At 49.2% G+C, this 19,773-nt stretch carries 19 protein-coding genes; 13 read left to right on the top strand and 6 right to left on the bottom strand.

Annotation, left to right across the window (positions count from 1 at the left end):
- Positions 1 to 9 precede the first annotated feature (9 nt).
- Complete coding sequence (gene rhlB / locus LJ740_RS16925) at positions 10 to 1,257, bottom strand: ATP-dependent RNA helicase RhlB (RefSeq protein WP_229530305.1); 1,248 nt, start codon at positions 1,255 to 1,257, stop codon at positions 10 to 12.
- Positions 1,258 to 1,363: 106 nt separating this feature from the next.
- Here rhlB and trxA point away from each other — a divergent pair, with 106 nt between their 5' ends.
- Positions 1,364 to 1,699, top strand: a complete 336-nt coding sequence (gene trxA, locus LJ740_RS16920; protein ID WP_229530304.1) for a thioredoxin TrxA — start codon at positions 1,364 to 1,366, stop codon at positions 1,697 to 1,699.
- A 57-nt stretch (positions 1,700 to 1,756) separates the two neighbouring features.
- Here the strand turns inward: trxA and LJ740_RS16915 are convergent, their stop codons facing one another.
- Positions 1,757 to 2,788 (bottom strand): formimidoylglutamase, encoded by a 1,032-nt coding sequence (locus LJ740_RS16915; protein ID WP_229530303.1) that lies wholly within the window; start codon positions 2,786 to 2,788, stop codon positions 1,757 to 1,759.
- 16 nt (positions 2,789 to 2,804) lie between these two features.
- Positions 2,805 to 3,290: a ribonuclease E activity regulator RraA gene (gene rraA, locus LJ740_RS16910; protein WP_229530302.1), complete on the bottom strand. Its 486-nt coding sequence runs from the start codon at positions 3,288 to 3,290 to the stop codon at positions 2,805 to 2,807.
- Positions 3,291 to 3,511: 221 nt separating this feature from the next.
- Here rraA and LJ740_RS16905 point away from each other — a divergent pair, with 221 nt between their 5' ends.
- The 8 genes from LJ740_RS16905 (at position 3,512) to LJ740_RS16870 (ending at position 11,539) form a co-directional block, all read left to right on the top strand.
- On the top strand, positions 3,512 to 4,024 hold the full coding sequence (locus LJ740_RS16905; RefSeq protein ID WP_229530301.1) for a phosphatase PAP2 family protein: 513 nt from the start codon (positions 3,512 to 3,514) through the stop codon (positions 4,022 to 4,024).
- 32 nt (positions 4,025 to 4,056) lie between these two features.
- Positions 4,057 to 5,133, top strand: a complete 1,077-nt coding sequence (locus LJ740_RS16900) for an MJ1255/VC2487 family glycosyltransferase (RefSeq protein WP_229530300.1) — start codon at positions 4,057 to 4,059, stop codon at positions 5,131 to 5,133.
- Positions 5,134 to 5,211: 78 nt separating this feature from the next.
- Complete coding sequence (locus LJ740_RS16895; RefSeq protein WP_229530299.1) at positions 5,212 to 5,844, top strand: Crp/Fnr family transcriptional regulator; 633 nt, start codon at positions 5,212 to 5,214, stop codon at positions 5,842 to 5,844.
- Positions 5,845 to 5,880: 36 nt separating this feature from the next.
- Positions 5,881 to 6,345, top strand: a complete 465-nt coding sequence (locus LJ740_RS16890) for a GNAT family N-acetyltransferase (protein WP_229530298.1) — start codon at positions 5,881 to 5,883, stop codon at positions 6,343 to 6,345.
- A 9-nt stretch (positions 6,346 to 6,354) separates the two neighbouring features.
- Positions 6,355 to 7,281, top strand: coding sequence for a DMT family transporter (locus tag LJ740_RS16885; protein ID WP_229530297.1), 927 nt, complete (start codon positions 6,355 to 6,357; stop codon positions 7,279 to 7,281).
- 119 nt (positions 7,282 to 7,400) lie between these two features.
- Entirely contained in the window at positions 7,401 to 7,916 is a 516-nt protein-coding gene (locus LJ740_RS16880) for a YbhB/YbcL family Raf kinase inhibitor-like protein (protein ID WP_229530488.1), read from the top strand.
- 151 nt (positions 7,917 to 8,067) lie between these two features.
- Positions 8,068 to 10,236 (top strand): DNA helicase II, encoded by a 2,169-nt coding sequence (gene uvrD / locus LJ740_RS16875; RefSeq protein ID WP_229530296.1) that lies wholly within the window; start codon positions 8,068 to 8,070, stop codon positions 10,234 to 10,236.
- Between the two features lie 55 nt (positions 10,237 to 10,291).
- Positions 10,292 to 11,539, top strand: a complete 1,248-nt coding sequence (locus LJ740_RS16870) for a diguanylate cyclase (RefSeq protein WP_324255630.1) — start codon at positions 10,292 to 10,294, stop codon at positions 11,537 to 11,539.
- Here the strand turns inward: LJ740_RS16870 and rarD are convergent.
- Positions 11,525 to 12,439, bottom strand: a complete 915-nt coding sequence (rarD, locus tag LJ740_RS16865) for an EamA family transporter RarD (protein WP_229530295.1) — start codon at positions 12,437 to 12,439, stop codon at positions 11,525 to 11,527. The genes LJ740_RS16870 and rarD overlap by 15 nt on opposite strands.
- Before the next feature lie 227 nt (positions 12,440 to 12,666).
- Between rarD and LJ740_RS16860 the strand changes: the two genes are divergently transcribed.
- Both LJ740_RS16860 and LJ740_RS16855 read left to right on the top strand, forming a co-directional pair.
- On the top strand, positions 12,667 to 12,963 hold the full coding sequence (locus LJ740_RS16860; protein WP_229530294.1) for a hypothetical protein: 297 nt from the start codon (positions 12,667 to 12,669) through the stop codon (positions 12,961 to 12,963).
- A gap of 213 nt (positions 12,964 to 13,176) precedes the next feature.
- Positions 13,177 to 14,550, top strand: a complete 1,374-nt coding sequence (locus tag LJ740_RS16855) for a DUF4397 domain-containing protein (protein ID WP_229530293.1) — start codon at positions 13,177 to 13,179, stop codon at positions 14,548 to 14,550.
- Positions 14,551 to 14,670: 120 nt separating this feature from the next.
- On the opposite strand, the gene LJ740_RS16850 is transcribed toward LJ740_RS16855, so the two are convergent.
- Positions 14,671 to 16,056: a 5-methyltetrahydrofolate--homocysteine methyltransferase gene (locus LJ740_RS16850; protein ID WP_229530292.1), complete on the bottom strand. Its 1,386-nt coding sequence runs from the start codon at positions 16,054 to 16,056 to the stop codon at positions 14,671 to 14,673.
- A gap of 34 nt (positions 16,057 to 16,090) precedes the next feature.
- Complete coding sequence (locus LJ740_RS16845) at positions 16,091 to 18,511, bottom strand: TonB-dependent receptor (RefSeq protein WP_229530291.1); 2,421 nt, start codon at positions 18,509 to 18,511, stop codon at positions 16,091 to 16,093.
- A 207-nt stretch (positions 18,512 to 18,718) separates the two neighbouring features.
- Here LJ740_RS16845 and LJ740_RS16840 point away from each other — a divergent pair, with 207 nt between their 5' ends.
- A complete protein-coding gene (locus LJ740_RS16840) occupies positions 18,719 to 19,174 on the top strand; it encodes a Fur family transcriptional regulator (protein WP_229530290.1) in 456 nt (151 codons plus the stop codon).
- Between the two features lie 34 nt (positions 19,175 to 19,208).
- A complete protein-coding gene (locus LJ740_RS16835) occupies positions 19,209 to 19,604 on the top strand; it encodes a MerC domain-containing protein (RefSeq protein ID WP_229530289.1) in 396 nt (131 codons plus the stop codon).
- The last annotated feature ends 169 nt before the right edge of the window (positions 19,605 to 19,773 follow it).

Genomic DNA, 19,773 nt, shown 5'->3' with positions numbered 1-19,773 from the left:
TAAGGCAATTTACCTGTTGTTATGGCGCTTTTGGTTGTGACGTTTATCACGATGAGCGCGCTTGCGGTGATGCCTTTTCGGAGCATTGACGTCTTCCAGCAACGCATCGTGGAAGTAGTCTGTTACCGGTATTGTATGGCCGATATAAGTCTCAATCGCCGGCAAGTTCAAGGCGTACTTTTCACAGGCGAAACTGATAGCGTGACCACTTTTCCCCGCCCGACCAGTACGGCCAATACGGTGTACGTAATCTTCCGCATCATCCGGCAAGTCGTAGTTGTAAACGTGGGAAACCTTATCGATGTGTAAACCACGGGCTGCGACATCGGTGGCCACCAGAATATCCAGCTGACCTTTGTCGAAATCCTGCAGTATATTCAGGCGTTTCTTCTGCGGTACATCACCGCTTAACAAACCCACCCGATGCTTATCGGCATTTAGCCAGTCTGTAACCAGTTCACAGGTGTGTTTGGTGTTGGCAAACACGATGGCTTTTTCTGGCCAGTCTTCTTCCAACAGCGTTAACAGCAACAACATTTTGTCGTTGTCTGAGGGATAAAACAGCTCTTCTACAATGCGACTGGCGGTCTTTTGCTCAGGTTCAACCTGTACATGTACCGGGTTATCCATGTGCTCATAGGCCAGTTCCTGAACGCGGAAAGACAGCGTTGCTGAAAACAACATACTCAGACGGTTAACGGCCGGTGGCATACGGCGGAACAAAAAGCGGATGTCTTTGATAAAGCCCAAATCAAACATGCGATCAGCTTCGTCCAGTACGGCGACCTGAATGTGTTGCAGGCTGAAGACCTGTTGTTTGTAATAATCGATGATGCGGCCAGTCGTACCAATGACTATGTCTACGCCTTTTTGCAGGGTTTCCAGTTGACTTTGATAGCCTTCACCACCATATATCAAACCAAGCGATAAATCCGTGTGTTTGGCCAGAATTTCTGCATCTTTGTGGATCTGCACGGCCAGTTCGCGGGTGGGTGCCATAATGATAGCACGGGGCTGACCGGTATTGTCTTGCTCATGAGTGAGCAGGTGATTAAAGGTTGCAACCAGAAACGCAATGGTTTTGCCTGTACCTGTTTGTGCTTGTCCGGCGACATCCTGACCATTCAGGGATTGCGGTAAGGCCAGAGCCTGAATCGGCGTGCAATGTTCAAAACTGGCCGCCTGAAGTGCCTTTAAAATTTTCGGATGAATGTTTAGATCCGAAAAGTGGGTCTCTGTTAAATGTGTTGTTTGCATAGCTTATTGCTTATCAACCCTTGCATATTAATCCAGTTGCTATAAGAATAGCGCAACATTGGTTTCGTCTCACTTGATGAAACCCAAGCCTAACGTGGAGAGTTTAATGAGTGATAAAATAGTCACCTTGTCTGATAGTAGTTTTGAAAGCGATGTCATCAAATCAGAAAAACCTGTTTTGGTAGACTTCTGGGCTCCATGGTGTGGCCCATGTAAAATGATCGCGCCAATCTTAAATGCTATCGCGGAAGACGACAATTTCGCCAGCAAGATAACAGTTGGCAAGCTGAATGTCGATGATAATGTTGAAACTGCCGGTAAATACGGTGTTCGTGGCATTCCGACCTTGTTGATTTTCAAAAATGGCGAAGTCATCGGCACTAAAGTCGGTGCATTGTCTCGTGCTCAGCTGGAGCAATTTATCAGCGAGTCAGTTGCATAAATCCGGGCTGGTCAGTAAGTGTTGTTGCAACACTTACTGACAGCTATTAACGCCTGCCTATTCGCTGATTTTCTTCTGATTATCGGTTTTTATAAAAGCACACACCAATTCTGACAGGATTTGACCTGCGGCGCGCATTTCTTGCGGCGAGTTGATATCTGGCGCGGCTTCAGCCAGATGCAGGTATTTGACTCTGGGCAGCATGGCCATCTCCGTCACGTAATACAGCGCATCCTCATAGGGCATCCCGGTTGCTGTGATGGCACTGGCTGGCATATTGGAAAGACAATCTACATCCAGCTCCACCCCAATGGGTAATCCGGAGTGCATCAGATAGCGGGCGCAATCTTCCAGGCATTGATCAAAGTTGAGTTTCCTGCTCCAGTGACTATCCTGAATGCTTATCCAGCGAAAGTCGTGCTGGCGCATTGCCGCTAACGCATCTTCATTGTTTTTTTGTTCGTGCAGACCCAGCACCATGTAACGCGACAGCAGTTGCTCTGTTGCGGCGTATCGGAATGGGTTACCACTATGACGTCCTTCCTGAGCCCGAAAATCACTGTGGGGGTCCAGATTAGCCACTGCCAGCGGCAGTTCTTCTGAGGTGCTGCAGGCTTTGATTATCGGATAAGCATTGTTATGCCCACCGCCAATGATGATGGGGATCAACTGCGCATCAAAGATGGACTGCAATAATGCGCTTACTCGCTCGTCTATCTCACAACATAAATTGCGCAGTGTTTCCAGATCAGTATCTGACTGATCCGCCTGTTTCAGTAAGTCGGAAAAGTCCAGCTCCCCTAACAAGGCGATTTTTTCAGTGGGAATAAAATCGTTGTGTTGCAGGTTAATAAAGCTTTTTAAAAACGCCTGCCAACCATAGCGGGCACCGCCTTTGCCCAGATTAGCGCGGGGGCCGATATCTTCCACAAGGCCCACCAATACGTATTCGATACCGGCGCGTTTTAAGGCATGGAAATCAGTGTGTTGTGCGAAACACAACACCTCGCCGATTTTGGTTTCACCGGCGCGTTGATTTAACAACGAGGCGATGTCATCCAGACAATAGAAATTGAGTTCGGTACTCATCTGTCAACGCGACCTGTTAATCTATATCCAGTGGTTCCGGCGACAGCACAATGCCCGTGCTGTCAGCATAGATGTGGTCTTCCGGTAAGAAGGTCACTCCCGCAAAATTCACGGCAATGTTGATTTCGCCAATATCATCGGAGTCGGCGCCTACCGGTATGGAAGCCACGGCGTGAATACCGATGTCTGAATCTTCCAACACATCAACGTCCCGGACACTGCCATAACAGATGATGCCTTCCCATTGGTTTTCCACCGCGGTCTGAACATTCATGGCATCCAGCAATGCTCTGCGGGTGGAGCCGCCGCCGTCGATTAACAACACTTTACCGGCGCCATTTTCATTGACCACTTTATCGATCAGACCTTTGTCTTCGAAACACTTAACTGTGGTTACTTCACCACCAAAGGAGTTCCGGCCTCCAAAGCTGATGAAGATCGGATCCAGTACATCAATGCTGTCAGCAAATAAGTCACAAAGTTCAGATGTGTTGTATTCCATGTCAGACCTCAAAAGGGCAATTTTTTCTTAGTCTACGCCAAGTTAAGCGCTTTGTCAGGCCTATTAAATCAGAGTTTTTGGCTTTCTCTCCGGTTGGCGAAAAGATTGTCATATTAGTGTCTTTTTAGTGTAACCACAGGTTAATAAATCGTCGCTAGACTGCCTGTAATGAGATTACCGCGATTGCATGATTGACAGAAACTGACTGGTAAAACAAAACGATGAACCTGATTACACGCGTCGATTTACAGTTGTTCCAATGGTTGTTTAGTAAGAGTACTGGACGGGATTGTACTGTGTTTCGCTACATCTCGAAAAGCGGCGATGGTCATGTTTATCTGATTCTGGCATTGGTGTTATGGCTGTTTGAACCTCGCCATGGAGCGCTGTTTTTATACACCGGATTGTTAGCCTACGCGATGGAATTGCCCCTGTACGTTATGTTGAAGAAAATGTTCAAACGGGCGCGTCCATGTGATTTCCGCTGTGACATTATGGCTCATGTACAACCTTCCGATAAATTCAGTCTTCCGTCCGGTCACACGGCGGCGGGCTTTTTAATGGCGACATTACTGGCCAACTTTTATCCGTCTTTCGCTGTACTGGCCTATAGTTGGGCCAGTCTGATTGCGTTGTCTCGCATTATGTTAGGGGTTCATTATCCCGGTGACATTCTGGCGGGTGCAACACTTGGCGTCGCCATCTCTACTATCAGTATCAATCTTCTTGCCTAATTTAACCGGGTTCTACAGACAAGCATAACAACATGACATTAAAAATATTGTACGGTGTCCAGGGCACCGGAAACGGCCATACTACGCGTGCCAGAGTGATGGCCAAAGCCTTTGAAGAACGACGGGATGTCGAGGTGGATTTTCTGTTTAGCGGGCGCGCCAAAGAAAAGTACTTTGATATGGAGGTTTTTGGGGACTTTCAAACCCGCAAGGGGTTGACCTTTATTCACTCAGAAGGTTCGGTAAACCCCTTTAAAACCGTTACTCAGGCAAGGCCAATACAACTGTGGAAGGATGTTAAAGCGTTAGACTTGTCCGGATATGATCTGGTGCTGAACGATTTTGAGCCGGTCAGTGCCTGGGCTGCTAAACAACAAAAAGTCCCTTCTATTTCTATCAGTCATCAGGCGGCTTTTGCACATGATGTACCGAAAGCCGGGCAAAGTGTGATTGACCGGTTGATTATGAACAATTTTGCGCCAACGCAAATGAGTTTAGGGGTGCACTGGTATCACTTTGGTCACGCTATCATGCCGCCGTTTATCGAAGACCAGCTTTCTGATGTCACCATAGGCAGTCATTATCTGGTTTATCTGCCCTTTGAAAGTCTGGAAGAGATTTCTACCTTGCTGGAAAGCCTCAGTGAATACAACTTTATGTGTTTTCATCCCGACGTTGAACAGGAGCGGGATGAGGGTCATATCTCCTGGTGTAAAACCAGCAAAGCGGGCTTTCACAAGGCGTTACATAGTTGCGCCGGGGTTATTGCCAACGGTGGATTTGAGCTGTCCAGTGAATGTCTGCAATTGGGTAAAAAATTGTTAATCAAGCCGCTGCACGGGCAATTTGAGCAACTGTCTAATGCCAAAACGCTGGATGCGTTGGGACTGTGTCAGATCATGATGAGTTTGGATCAGGAAAAGCTGGAGCAATGGTTGGATCTGCCTCCCGGCGAGGCCATCGAATTTCCCAGTGATCCGTGTGCATTAATTGACTGGTTGGTGAAAGGTGAGTGGCAGGATACCGCGTCAGTAGTTAAGGCATTGTGGCAACAGGTGAAATTTCCTGACAACGTGCAGCGCAAACTGGATAGTATGGTGAAAGCCTAAGCCGCAGAACAGCGGCGTTGGTATTAAAAAGGCAGGCGTGGTAAAACAGATCAAAGCAACCCCGTCTACCTGAGTTACATGACTAAATCATCGGTACATACCAAGGTTAGTGGCTTTAGTGCCTGCCTGCGCACTCACTATGATGGCCCGTTAAACGCTGACGCGCTGGAACAGCAGGTGCGCAAAATAAGCCTGCCAGCAAATCACACCCTATGGCGGGCTCATGAGCAACAGCAATATCTGTATCTGCTTGAGTCAGGTTTGCTCTATGCTTTTTTTGAAACGACCCAGGGCAAAACGTTTTGTAAGGAAGTGTATTGGGAACAGGATTTGATATTTGGTTTTCGCAGTTTACTGTCGAATGTACCCTATCCCTATAGTGTCAGAACGCTTGAACCTTCGGTGCTGTATCAAATTCCGCGTCAGCAGTATCTGCAACTGACAAAGCGATGCCCAAAATGGCAGGCGTTTCATTTAAGTGTGGTCAGCGAATATTACATGCACAAAGAAGGTAAAGAAGAGTTTTTATTGCTGAACTCTCCGCAGCAGCGAGTGGCTTTATTTTACGATACCTATCCGGATTTAGTGGCCCGTTTGCCGCAACATATCATTGCGTCTTACCTTGGGATAACCCCGATAAGCTTTAGCCGCATTAAAAAAAGATTGGGTCAGTTAACAATTGTTAATGCGCGCAGGGCAACGACACTCTAAGCTTGCCGCCATCTATTCCCAGCAATGCTATGAGTCATGCAAATTACTGTTAAAACCTTTGAAAACCTGTCAGTCCATGAATTACACGACATTTACCAACTGCGCATCGCGGTGTTTGTGGTGGAGCAAACCTGTTATTACCAGGACGTCGATGATCTGGATAAACACCCACTTACCCAACATCTGATGATCCGGGACGGTAATGTACTGGCGGCCTACGCCAGAGTGCTGGCACCAGACACCGCTTATCCTGAATACGCCAGTCTGGGCCGTATCGCTAATGCGAAGAGTCATCGCGGCATGGGACTAGGTCATACTCTGGTGGCAAAATCGCTGGAGGTTTCCCATCAGCACTGGCCGGAACATGGCATTAAAATCAGTGCCCAGGCACATCTACAGGGGTTTTATGGCAAGCACCAGTTTGCAGCGGTATCTGATGTCTATCTTGAAGACGATATTCCCCACATTGCCATGCTAAGAAAACCTGATCATAACGGGTAGCTGATAGTCGTGGATAAGCGTCTTTTTTATATCTGGCGGCGACCGGTGGTCTCTGCGCTGTTGCTGGCCATTGGTTTTTTGTTGATCGGAAACCTGTTTGCCACCGGGGCCGACGTATTTGTAAAGGCCTTTGCCAGTTCCAGTGGCATATACCAGTACCTGTTTTTACGTCAATGCTTGCTGGCACTTTGTCTGTTGCCGTTTTTCCTGCAATTACCCAAAGATGCCAGAATATTGCGGCGTGCCAGAGTGCAAACCTTCAGGGCAAATCTGACGGCGATAGGTGGTGCCTGTGTCTTTCTGGCATTGACGGAGCTGTCGCTGGCGACTGCGAATGTGTTGTTTTACGCCAGCCCGGTACTCACTTTGTTGCTGGCGGCCTGGTGGTTTAAGGAGCCGCTGCACAAATACCGAATCTTCAATATTGTGTTTTGTTTTTCCGGCGTGATCATTGCTTTGCAGCCCGACAGTGGCGGCATCGGGATTTTTGCCGGACTCGCAGCGGCCCTTTGCATTGCCTGTCACAATTTATTGGTGCGTTTTATCCCGGCCAGCACACCGACACTGGCAATTATGTTTTGGGGAACCACGTTATCGATACCACTGATGGGGGCGCTGGCCTTGCTGGACTGGCGACCTCTGAATCTTTCAATGCTGGTGCTGGTGGTGGGATCTGCCATTTGTGTTTGTGGTTACCAGTTGTGCTGCATTGTGGCCTATCGAAGGGCGGAAGCAGGCGCGATTGCTCTGGCGGAATACTCCGGATTGATCTTTGCCGCACTGGTGGGCTGGTGGATCTTTAAAGAAGCGATCGATATCTGGATTTCTGTTGGTATGCTGATGATCATTGCGCCGATTCTGTGGCAAACAATACACGAGCAGAAAAAGGCGAAAGCGCTGGTTAATGAAGAGTGCATTTCCTCTGAAAAACCTTAAAACACTTTCGGTGAAGATTATTTCCTGACAAACTGGCAAACGGAATCTTTCATTAACGTATTTTTCAATAGGAGTCTGTTTTGAAATCGTTAGTTAAAAAAACGCTTGTGTTGTCCGCTATGGCTGCTTTGTCTTTACCTGCATTGGCAAAAATGACACTGTTTAGTGAAGACATGTCTCATGGCGCTTTTCTTAAAAACGCTCAGGTATTTAATGGCTTTGGATGTTCCGGCGAAAATAAGTCGCCACAGCTGACCTGGTCAGGTGCACCGGAAGGGACTAAGTTTTTCGCTGTTTTCGCCTATGACCCGGATGCGCCCACCGGCAGCGGTTGGTGGCACTGGCAGCTGGTTAATATTCCGGCTGAGGTCACTTCCTTAGCAAGCGGAGCCGGTGCCGTAGGTGATGAACATCTTCCCAAGGGGGCAATGCAACTGCGCAATGATTACGGCAGCGCTGGCTTTGGTGGCGCCTGTCCGCCGGTGAACGACGGTGCGCATCGCTACCTGTTTACCGTTTATGCCTTGCCTGGCAAGCTGGATTTATCGCCGGATGCCTCGGCGGCCCTAACCGGTTATATGGTGCAGGCTAACGCTCTGGATTCAGTGACGATGCAGGCCCTGTACAAACGCTGATACCGCAACTGAGTTGCCCGGTTGTTGAACCGGGCAGCGCCTGGTGTCATGTGCTGTATTGCCCGGACGGGAATACAATTGTACAAATATCCAGTGCTTTTGATTATAATGCCCCAACTTCTTTTCCTCAGGCAATAAAAACAGGGGTGCCATGGACGTCTCGCGACTACTGGATAACTTAAACGACAAACAGCGTAGTGCCGTAGCTGCACAGGCCCAGGACATGTTGGTGCTGGCGGGTGCCGGTAGTGGTAAAACGCGGGTTTTGGTGCACCGAATTGCCTGGCTGATGGATGTTGAGGGGCTGGCTCCGCACAACATTCTGGCCGTGACCTTTACCAACAAAGCTGCCCGCGAGATGCGTGGTCGGGTGGAAGAGTTAATGGGGCGCTCTTTGCATACCATGTGGATGGGCACCTTTCACGGTCTGGCCCATCGCCTGCTGCGTGCTCACTATGCAGATGTAAATCTGCCTGACAGCTTTCAGATCCTGGACTCGGATGATCAGTATCGGTTGATCCGTCGGATTTTGAAATCCATGAATCTGGATGAAAAACACTGGGCCCCGAAACAGGTGCAATGGTATATCAATGGCAACAAAGACGAGGGCTTAAGGCCACATCAGATTGATACCCGGGATGACTACACGCAGCAAAAAATGGCTGAGATTTACAAAGTGTATCAGGAAACCTGTGATCGCTCCGGGCTGGTGGATTTTGCCGAGCTTCTGTTGCGGGCTCATGAGCTGTGGGTGAACAACCCCGAGATTCTGGCCCATTATCAACGTCGTTTTCGCGCCATCTTGGTGGACGAGTTCCAGGATACTAACAATATTCAGTACGCCTGGCTGCGTTTGCTCAGTGGCGAAGGCAACAACACCATGATTGTCGGCGATGACGATCAGTCAATTTACGGTTGGCGCGGTGCCAACATCGAAAATATCCATCATTTTCTGCGGGATTATCCCGGTGCTGAAACCATACGGCTGGAACAAAATTACCGCTCCACCGGTGTGATTCTGAAAGCAGCCAATGCGGTAATAGACAATAACCAGGGGCGCCTGGGCAAAGAGCTCTGGACCGAGCAGGGCGAAGGTGAGCTGATAAAAGTCTATGCCGGTTTCAACGAAATGGACGAAGCGCGATTTATCATTTCTAAAATCAAATCCTGGTTTGAACAGGGCAACGCCCTGCAGGATTGTGCCATTTTATACCGCAACAATGCCCAGTCCCGTATTCTGGAAGAAGCCCTCCTGCACGAATCTATCGCCTATCGCATTTATGGTGGAATGCGCTTTTTCGAGCGGCAGGAAATCAAAGACGCACTGGCCTATATGCGTATGATGAATCATCCCCTGGATGACGCCGCATTTGAACGGGTGGTGAATGTACCCGCACGTGGCGTGGGTGAAAAAACTCTGGGTCAGATCCGGGAGCTGGCACGTGAAAATCAGCAGTCATTGTGGCAAACCGCGATGTTGATGATCGCCGAAAAGCGCCTCGCTTCGCGGGCCAGCAACGCCATCAAGAGCTTTATTGATATGGTGCTCACCATGCAGGAAGATTTTGCTGACATGGGGCTGGAACAGCAATGTGATGCCGTTATTCGCCATTCCGGATTGTATGCCATGTATCAGGCGGAAAAGGGAGAGAAAGCCCGGGCCAGAATTGAAAACCTGGAAGAACTGGTAACCGCCTGCAAACAATTTGTGGTACCCGAGGAAGCGGATGAAATGACGCCTGTGGCTGCATTTTTGGCGCATGCCTCGCTGGAGGCCGGTGAGACTCAGGCGGATAAGCACCAGGATGCGGTACAAATGATGACCATTCACAGCGCCAAAGGACTGGAGTTTCCTCTGGTGTTTTTGGCCGGTGTTGAAGAAGGCATGTTTCCCAGCCAAATGAGCCAGGAAGAGCCGGGACGGCTGGAAGAGGAACGAAGGCTTTGTTATGTGGGTATGACCCGTGCAATGGAGCAACTTTATCTGACCTGGGCGGAAAGTCGGCGTTTATACGGGCAGGATAAATTTCACACTAAGTCACGCTTTATCAAAGAGATGCCATCGGAGTGTCTGGAAGAGGTGCGTCTGCGCACAACAATATCCCGGCCAGTCTACAACCGCTATGAGCACGCTGCTTCCCACCAGGCGTTTGAAGATTCCGGTATGCAGTTGGGGCAACGGGTACAGCATCCCAAATTTCAGGAAGGCACGGTCATCAATATGGAAGGTCAGGGCGAACATGCACGAATTCAGGTCAATTTTGATGAATTTGGCAGCAAATGGCTGGTCATGAGCTATGCACGTTTGACTAAAGTATAATAACATTTAACAGGTATTTAATTGCATACTTAGACGCTAAACCGCCGAGCAGAAAATGACCCTGATGCAGCACAAAGTACTCGTTATCGAAGACAGCCCCACCAGTATGCGAGTACTGAGCCATCTGGTGTCTAAAGCCGGACTGGAACCCGTGACAGCTGCGAATCTGGCGCAGGCGAAACAGATCTTTGCCTCCAGCTATCCCGAGGAGTACCTCTGTGCGCTGGTGGATTACAACTTACCCGATGCCGAAGACGGCGAAGCCATCGACTATGCCATTCAGGCCTTTATTCCCACCGTTGTCATTACCGGCCGGCTGGATGAGCGCACCCGTGATAGGGTGTTGTCCAAAGATGTGGTGGATTACATACCCAAAGAAAATGCCCAGGTTTACGATTACCTCAGCCGGTTGTTATTGCGGCTGGAAAAAAATAAAAAAATCGGTGTGCTGGTGGTAGATGATTCCCGCCTGAGCCGTTCGATGGTGACATCTTTGTTGCGCCGCCACAATTTCGTGACCTATGAAGCGGAAGATGGCCAGGAAGGTCTCACTGTGTTGCGGCAACACAATAATATCAGGCTGGTGATCACCGATGAAAACATGCCAAATAAAACCGGTGTGGAAATGGTGGCCGAGTTGCGCAACACCTTCAGCAAAGATGAAGTGGCGGTAATTGGTGTTTCGGGTAAAGGCAGTTCTGCATTGTCTGCGCGGTTTATCAAAAGTGGTGCAAACGACTACATCAGCAAGCCCTACTGTCACGAAGAGTTCTTTTGCCGGGTAATTCAGAATATTGAACACATTGAAAACGTTGCGGCGATTAAACATGCCGCCAATACGGATTACCTGACCGACTTACCGAATCGTCGTCACTTTTTTGCCCGCATTAAGGCCAATCTGAGAATGGCGCCGGGCTTTGTGTGTTTTGCCATTTTTGATATGGATAACTTTAAGGCGATAAACGACAATTATGGTCACGATGCCGGAGATCACGTACTCAAGGTGGTAGCGCAAATACTCAATAAACACTGTGAGTATCATTATGTAGCGCGCTTTGGTGGCGAGGAATTTTGTGCCTACTTGTCAAACCTGGATATGGCGTCTGCCAGCCAATTGCTCGATGCCGTGCGTGAGGAAATTGCTTCTACCGCAATCCGTTATAAAACTCATAAGATCAATGTATCCGTGAGCATCGGCGCTTCCGCCAGATTTAACGGCAACACCGATGAGACACTCAAACTGGCGGACGAAAACTTGTATCAGGCCAAACAAAACGGGCGCAATCAGTTAGTCTTTGACTAGTTCCCGATGAACAGGCCGGTTTTTTATCTGGTAAGCGCGCCAGGAATCAAAGCTAAACAGGATCAGGGCAGACCAGACAAAACCAAAGGTGATTAAACGGTTTTCATCTAACGGTTCTCCATAAAGGAATACAGCCAGCAAAAACATGATACTGGGGCCGATATACTGGAAGAAGCCCAGCGTCGAATATTGAATGCGTCTGGCCGCTGCCGTAAAGCACAATAAGGGCGCTGTGGTAACAACCCCGGCCGCGATCAGGATCAGGTTCATTTCACTGTTATTATTTAACATGTTGCTGGCCGGAGACGCCATCGCCCACCAAAACCAGATGGCAAATGGCAACATCATCAGGCTTTCCACATACAGGCCTGGGATGGATTCTACTGCGACCTTTTTGCGCATCAGTCCATACACACCAAAACTGCCCGCCAATACCAGCGCTATCCAGGGCAGCCTGCCGACGGATATCACCAGAAACGCTACACCAATCGTGGCCATAACGACAGCCACCTGTTGCAGTTTACGCAATCTTTCTCCGAGAAACAGATAACCCAACAGAACATTTAACAAGGGGTTAATGTAGTAACCCAAACTGGCGTCCAGTAAGTGATCATTGTTAACCGCCCAGATAAACAGCAGCCAATTTCCGGCCAGTAATAAACCGGACAACAACAAAGTTGTTACCACTTTTTTGTTTTTCAGGGCGCTGAGCACTTTGTGATGGTGGCGCAAGACTAAAATCAACGCGAACAACACCACCACTGACCAAACGATGCGATGCAGCAGTATTTCCAGCGCGGGCATGGATTGCAGAAGTTTGAAGTACATGGGGGCAAATCCCCACATGCTGTAGGCACTAATAGCGAGCAATACGCCGGCCTTAGTTTGATCGCGTTGCATGGGTATTTTCTTAAACGTTTACGAGACAGACAATATATAGTCTATTCAGCGATTTGGAAGCGTTGAATTGATCTTTGTGATAGCGAAATAAACTAAATTAAGCTGTCAGCTTTACTGCACACTTGGAGATAAAAAATATCTCTGATTAAGAATTGTGCAGTGCATTATTCACATTCATTTTTTGTCATTTTAATTGACGGCTTGTTCACTGCTCAACCTATATGCTGATGACATCAAAACAAATGGTGTGGTTGACGGATATGACGACGGATTTGCAAAATACAACAGGCCTTAAGCATAAGGATGTTAAACTGTCAGTGAATACAATGGACGTTTTGTTCTGGATGCTGGATGAGTCAAAACTCATGAATTTAAAAGAAAAAAGCGAAAAAGTACTGCTTACCGCTTTTGGTTCAATCGCTGCCGCTCGCGAATATCGTTCCGCCGTAGAGGCACAGCAATTTACGTTGTCGTATATTTCTGCCAATCTGGCCGCCAATGAAGGTGCGTCTCAAACTCTCTAAATCGCGCGTAATTACTACACTGGCGGGTGCTTAACAGCACTGGCGGTTAAGGCCATTCTCAGCCCCACAAAAACAAACACTATACTTTTTTACAGAGTACTGCCCTTTACCCCTGGTGATCTGCTCTGTCATCTCCTGCGTAGCTAGCCTTGTTATTCGCCTAATTTTTTATTCGAAAATAAACAGTAACAAGAGGATATTGCCATGAGGAGCATGACCAAACTACTACTCACTGCTATTTGTACTTCAGTATTATTTGCCTGTTCAGACAATGATAATAAGTTGCCTGAAGTGACACCGCCCCCACCGGCACCGGAGCCTGAAACCAGCGACCCCTTTGTCAGGGTCACACACGCCTCACCTGACGCTCCTTTGGTGAATGTGATGGCCAATCGCGCCATACTCGCTGACCTCGAAGCCGTGGATTATCAGACTTCGTCCGGGTGGATTTCAGTACCTGCTGACACCTACAGTGTTCAGGTTGATGCCCTGTTACCGGCAAACGCCAGCAGCACTGTGATTGATGCTTCGTTAATCTTGCAGAATGATAAAACCTACGATGTGGTCGCCATCGGTGCGACTGCAAACATTGCCCCGCTGGTCATTGAAAATGACCTCAGCGAAGTGACGCCAGGTAATGTGCGTTTGCAGGTGGTTCATGCTGCACCCGCAGCGCCTTTAGTGGACGTATACGTTACTGCCCCGGGGGATGATTTAAGCGCAGCGCAACCCGTTGCGACAGCCGCTTTTATGGAGTATACCGGGCAGGTGGAAGTGCCCGCCGGTGACTATCAGATCAGAATCACCACTGCCGGTACCAACACCCTGGTGTATGACTCCGGCACGCTGAGCCTGACGGCGGGAGCTGATCTTATGGTGTTTGCCACTGAAAACGTGGGGGCCGGTGACTCGCCTGTCACCTTATTGGTAGCCGATGGAAGTGCGTCATCTTTGCTATGGGATGAAGCCACCGGAGCCAACTTACGGGTGGTACACGGGGTTGCCAACGGGCCTTCTGTGGATGTGATTGCCAACAACGAGGTGGTACTGGTTGAAGCCGTACCTTTTACCGCGGCTACTGATTATTTGTCTGTCACCGAAGGGGACTACCTGATTGACGTGGCGGCAAACAACAACGGCGTTGTGGTGGTAGACGATGCTTCGGCCAGCCTTGCCATTGGCCAGAGTTACACGGCGATAGCTAATAATGTGTTGTCGGATGTTGGGCTGGACATCGTAATGGACAATCCGCGTCGGATCGCCACTGCAGCTCAGGTGCGTATCTTCCACGCCTCGCCGGGTGCGGGTGATGTTGATATCTATGTGACGACAGATGGCGACATCGACAATGCCGATCCTGCTTTTAGCAGTGTGCCTTTTACTACCCCGATGTTGACGGAAACCGGTTATGTGCAGCTGGCTGCGGGTGATTATTTTGTCACTGTGACTGCGGCAGGTACCAAAGATGCCGCCATTGAAACCGGTCAGCTATCCTTGCAGGCGGGCAGCATATATACCGCCATTGCAGTTGATGCCGAACGCGGCGGATTGCCTCCGCAACTGATATTAATGGATGATTATAATTAGGCTGGCTATTGCGCTTATACACAAGATTATTTGCAAAAAAGTTTGACCGCAAAAAGGCTTGTCATAAAAAAGGCCGTCGCTGTTACAGCGACGGCCTTTTGCACAGCAGAATAAATCAGATTAGTCGTGGTTGTGCTCTTCTGCTTCTTCAGCAATACCCAACCAGGTGATTTTGGATGGTGCGAAGTCCAGTTCAATATCACCTTCTATTTCCATGTCTTCCAGGTGAATCTGTAACACATGCTGAGCGATAGGGTCTGAAACATACGCATAGTGACCGTTTTGCGCGACCGTCAGGCTGAAGTTCATGCCTTCTGGCATGTTGGCAACATCCTCTTCAGTGATGTCTAACTGGGTTTCCAGCTCCCAGTGCATATGGCCATCATGCTCATGTCCACTCAAAATGTTCAGGAATCCGGCGCTGTCCAGTACCAGGAATTGCTCACCACCGTGAGAAAACGCATAGGCTACCGGGCTGGCTTCAGGTTGCCATTCCAGCAATTCCATTTCGTTTTCTTCAGGGTTGATAGCGGTCAGGATTGCGTGGCTGCCGCCGTGTGCAGAGGCAATACCGATAAAGGTTTCACTGTCTTCATGACCATAGATAGTGCCGATACGCAGGCCTTCCAGACCGTCGATATTGGCAATCTTTTCCGCTTCGTACTCGTCGTCGTGTTGATGCGCAACCAACACGCCATCACTACAACCAAAGACCACAAACTCGTGGTTTTGTGCCGCGCCATGCAGGTCAGGACAGGTCAGTTCCAGAGTCTGCTCCAGCTCATACTCACCATCGTGCAGGTGATAAACCCCAACCTGGTCTGGCAGAATTTTGGCACCAGAGGTGCTTTCAGCATCGTCGCGACGAATAGTGGATAACAGGTGCTCACCCCGAGGCTCAGCAACACCATGCATATTGATTGTGTAATTTAACGTCGGTAAATCGCTGTTTTCGTTACTGATGTCCAGATCCGTTAGCACCTGCACTGCTGCGGGTGTACCGGAATCTGCGTCACCGTCATAAAAGACCGCCATTTGGCCATCGTGATTGACGAGGTGTGTGGGACGACTGCCGGATGATTCAAAATCACTCATAGCCGGTGCCTGCTCGTAGTCATGCAGATGATCACCGTGATCTTCACGCCAGAGGCCACTGTCGATGAAACCCAGGTAATCCTGACCCCGGCTGGCGATTACCGCATAACGCAGATCCGCAGAAGCTGCCAGAGAATTAGATTCATGGATCAGGGCGAAGCTGTCCAGCGCTTCACTGTGCTCGATATCCAAAATGGTGACACTGGCACTTTCACCGGACAATACCGCCAGACGACCCATGGACTCAATGGTATGTTCACCGTGGTCATGATCGTCGTCATCGCTGTGATCATCATCAGGTACTTCGATAGGATCTTGCTCAATAATCGTTGTTTCGGCGTCACCACAACCCGTTAGCAAGATGGTTCCGATCGCTGCCGCCAGCAATTTAAGTTGGAATGAATTAGTCATAAATTGTTCCCTATTTTGTATTTTTAGCAAAGATTTAGAAATAACCTCGGATACCCACAGCAATGCTGCGGCCCGGGCGTGGTGCAATATCTTTTAAAAACGAAGAGTGAACTCTCGCTTCGGTATCGGTCAGGTTGGTACCCTTCAGGTAGAGATCGATATCCTGACCCATCGCTGACAGTGTGTAAGTGATGTTGGCATCCACCAGGGTGTAGCCGTCGGTCACGGTTTCTTCGTCAGCAATGCGGTCCTGTTCCTGATAACGGGTAACATCCAGGTGAGCACTTATATTTTGATGTTCATAACTAAACTGCGCACCAAATCGCAGGGGCGGAGTGCGCGGCAGATCGCCGCCGTCTTCCAGTCGGGCTCTGACATAGTCTGAAAAGAAAGTCGCTTTGAAGGTATCCGTGGCCTGCCAGGCTACCTGCGCTTCAAATCCGTGCAGGATAACGTCGTCAGTCTGGAAGATATACACCGGTAATTCGCCAGAATGTTCATCATGGCCTTCGTCTCCGTGATCGTGTTCATGATCGTGATCATGGCCGTCTTCCGCGAATAATCCGGTATTGATTTGATAGTAGTAGTTATCTACCCGGTTGTAGAAGGCGTTGAGAACAAAGCCCACTTCCCCCTGGGTTTTCCTCAGTGTCAGGTCAATGTTGTTGGCTGTTTCCAGATCAATAACATCCTCGGTTAACTCGATATGGGTTTCGTCACCGTCCTGATGCAAGGCAAATAACGCACCAACTTCATAAGACTGGGTACCGATATGAGGGCCAAAAGACAATAGTTCTGATGCCGATGGGGCACGCTCAGAGCGAGAAACCGATAAACCCAGGTTGTAGCCGGGGGTAAAGTCCCAGACTAAACCGGCAGACAGGCTGACAGGCGTAAATTCATGGTCTGCTTCAAAGACACGGATATAAGAAACTTCGTCGCCGTGGTCGTGCTCGTGATCATGTTCATCTTCGTGATCATGCTCGTCTTCATGACCGTGAGCTTCAATCTCTGGCAGAAGCACATTGTCCGCCGTCAAAGTAACACGCTCGACACGGGCACCCAACTGCACCAGCACATTGCCAAAATGGCGTTCTTCCATAACGGCCAGCGCCAGGGTTTCAGATTCTGAAGGTGGTGTGAACGCCTCTGAACCCTGGGCAGCGACTTCACTGTTTTTGTAGTGAAAGCTGATGCCGCCATTCCACTCACCAAACGAGGCATGCATCACATCTAAACGCAATTCCTGGGTTTCATTTTCGAAAGTGGTGCCAGTGACATTTTCTTCAATTTCTGCGTGTTCATAGTCGGTATAGCCGGCTCTGAGCTGTACTTGCGAGATCCAGTCGCCATCCAGGTTGTACTCACCCTGCAATTGCACCCGGGTTTGTTCCAGATCAGCAAAAACATCCACTTCTTCGTCACCGTGACTGTGGCCAGGAATACCGTATTCACGATTAAATTGCTCTACCGCAACTCCGATGTAACCCTGTTCGAACAGATAACTGGTGCCCAGAGTAAAGCCATTGGATTCTTCACCACTGTTGGCAACCACATTGCCATGCTCTTCGTGGTGTTCATCATGTTCATCGTGTTCCAACTCCGGCGCTACCGGCGTTTCATAGTCGTTGGATTCGCGCCAGTAACCATCCAGGTATAGGCCGAAGGATTCCGTGCCGGTAGTGGCGTTAAACGATGCCAGTTTTTGGTCGTCCGCCGAGTTGGCTTCCAGCAACCATTCACCACGGGTACTGGAATCAGTGGGAACGCGTTGGTCTACCACGTTGACCACACCACCGATAGCACCACTGCCATAAAACAGGGTGGCCGGCCCGCGTAATACTTCAATTTGTTGTGCGGTTGATGCTTCAGAAGCCACAGAGTGATCCGGACCAACGCGAGACACATCACTGCTGTCTAATCCGTTTTGTGCGATAAGTACCCGTGGGCCACTTAAACCGCGAATTATTGGCGTACTGGCAACTTTGGCGTGAAAATTAGTGTGCACACCGGCGACTTTTTCCAGACTGTCGCCTAACGATGCTGCCTGTTGTCGGCGCAACGTGTCGCCACCCAGTACACTGACCGGCGCGGCGGATTCCATAACCGACATATGCACAGGGGTAGCCACAACATCAATAACTTCTATCGGTGAGCGTATCAATGTCAGCGCGAGTTGCTGCGTCGCATTATCGCTCAGCGTAATATCCTGATGCAGGTGGGCAAAGCCTTTCGCTGAAATGTGTATTTCGTTCACACCGACTGAAAGATTTTGTAACACAAAGCGTCCCTGTGCATCCGTTTTAGTGGTGATCCCTGCGCCTTCAACCTCTACGTTGGCACCCACAACGGCATTGCCTTTGTCATTTGTTACCACACCTTCAATCGTTTGTGCCATCACACTGGCAGGTAACAAAGCGCCAATAAGGGCGGCAACTTTGGTAATTCTGTGCATTCCAAACCTCTAAGTAATGTTATATTGTATCATACTGTGGGCGATGTTATATTGTCTCAAAACGGAAAGCAAATTGACTTTTTAAAAACGGCGTGAGCATTGCGAATACCCGGGGCATTTATGACCCCAAAATTGGCCGGTAACAGATAGTCAGAACTGCTTGCTGTCAGGTCAGATTCGACAGCATTGCCAATAGAAGAGGACCGCGTGAGCCGGAAGTTATCAGACCATGTTATTTTGGCCGACAAGCGTGCCTGCCAGCACACTGGCCGGAAGCTCACTGAAAAGCGGCAACGGATTCTGACATTATTACTCAAAGCCGGATGTCCGCTGTCTGCCTATGAGCTGACTCACGCTTACAACAAGGTTAACAAGCCAGCCATTATGGCGATGTCGGTATACCGAATTCTGGAGTTTTTGGAGTCCATCCAACTGGTCCATCGCTTGCAATCGGCAAACAAGTATGTGGCCTGCTCCAGTCTGTTAACCTGTCAGCACCATCCGTTTTCCATGTTTGTGATATGCCAGTCTTGCCAGCAGGTTGAAGAAATTCCGGTGGCGGAAAATCTGGTACATCAACTGACCAGCACCATCGAAAACACCGGGTTTTTGATGACTGATACCCAATTAGAAATCACCGGAATTTGCCGTCGCTGTCAGTGACAGGCGACGAATACAATATAAGGAAAACAGTAAAATGCAGTTACAGCAAATTGGCGATAAGGCAGCCGTCGGACTTTCATTTCTGTGTCTGCTGCACTGTTTGTTTTTACCCCTGTTGTTATTGATCCTGCCACCACTAACCGGCCTGCTAGCACTGAATGATGAGATTTTTCACATCGGATTGCTTTACCTCATTGTGCCGCTGAGCTTGATTACGTTGATTGTCGGCTACCGTAGACACAGTCAGACTGCGGTGCTGACCGTTGGGGTAACAGGGCTTGGATTGTTGCTGGCGGCTGTTCTGTTTGGGCACGATTATTTGGGGGAAACCGGCGAAGTTCTGTTGACCGTGCTGGGCTCTGTGGCAATAGCCTGGGGGCATCTGCGCAACTATCGATTACGCCAGTGTCAGCAGCCAGAAGCGCCATAGGCTGGCTTCTTAAACCCGCAATGAGCGGATGCTAACATGGGCAACTGCTTATCGATAAATTGGGTTTTGCGCTTTTTTCTCAGAGGCAAGATGGGGTATTGGTGACGGGATCATTTAGGTTGTGTTGACCTAACAATTCTTCATAATGAAGGTTGCTTAGTTAAGTAAA

Origin of the sequence: Planctobacterium marinum (assembly GCF_020687805.1) — a bacterium.
In the GTDB taxonomy this organism is placed as follows: Bacteria; Pseudomonadota; Gammaproteobacteria; order Enterobacterales; family Alteromonadaceae; genus Planctobacterium; species Planctobacterium marinum.
Note: the sequence above shows the minus strand (reverse complement) of the source record. Positions and strands in the feature narration are given on the sequence as shown.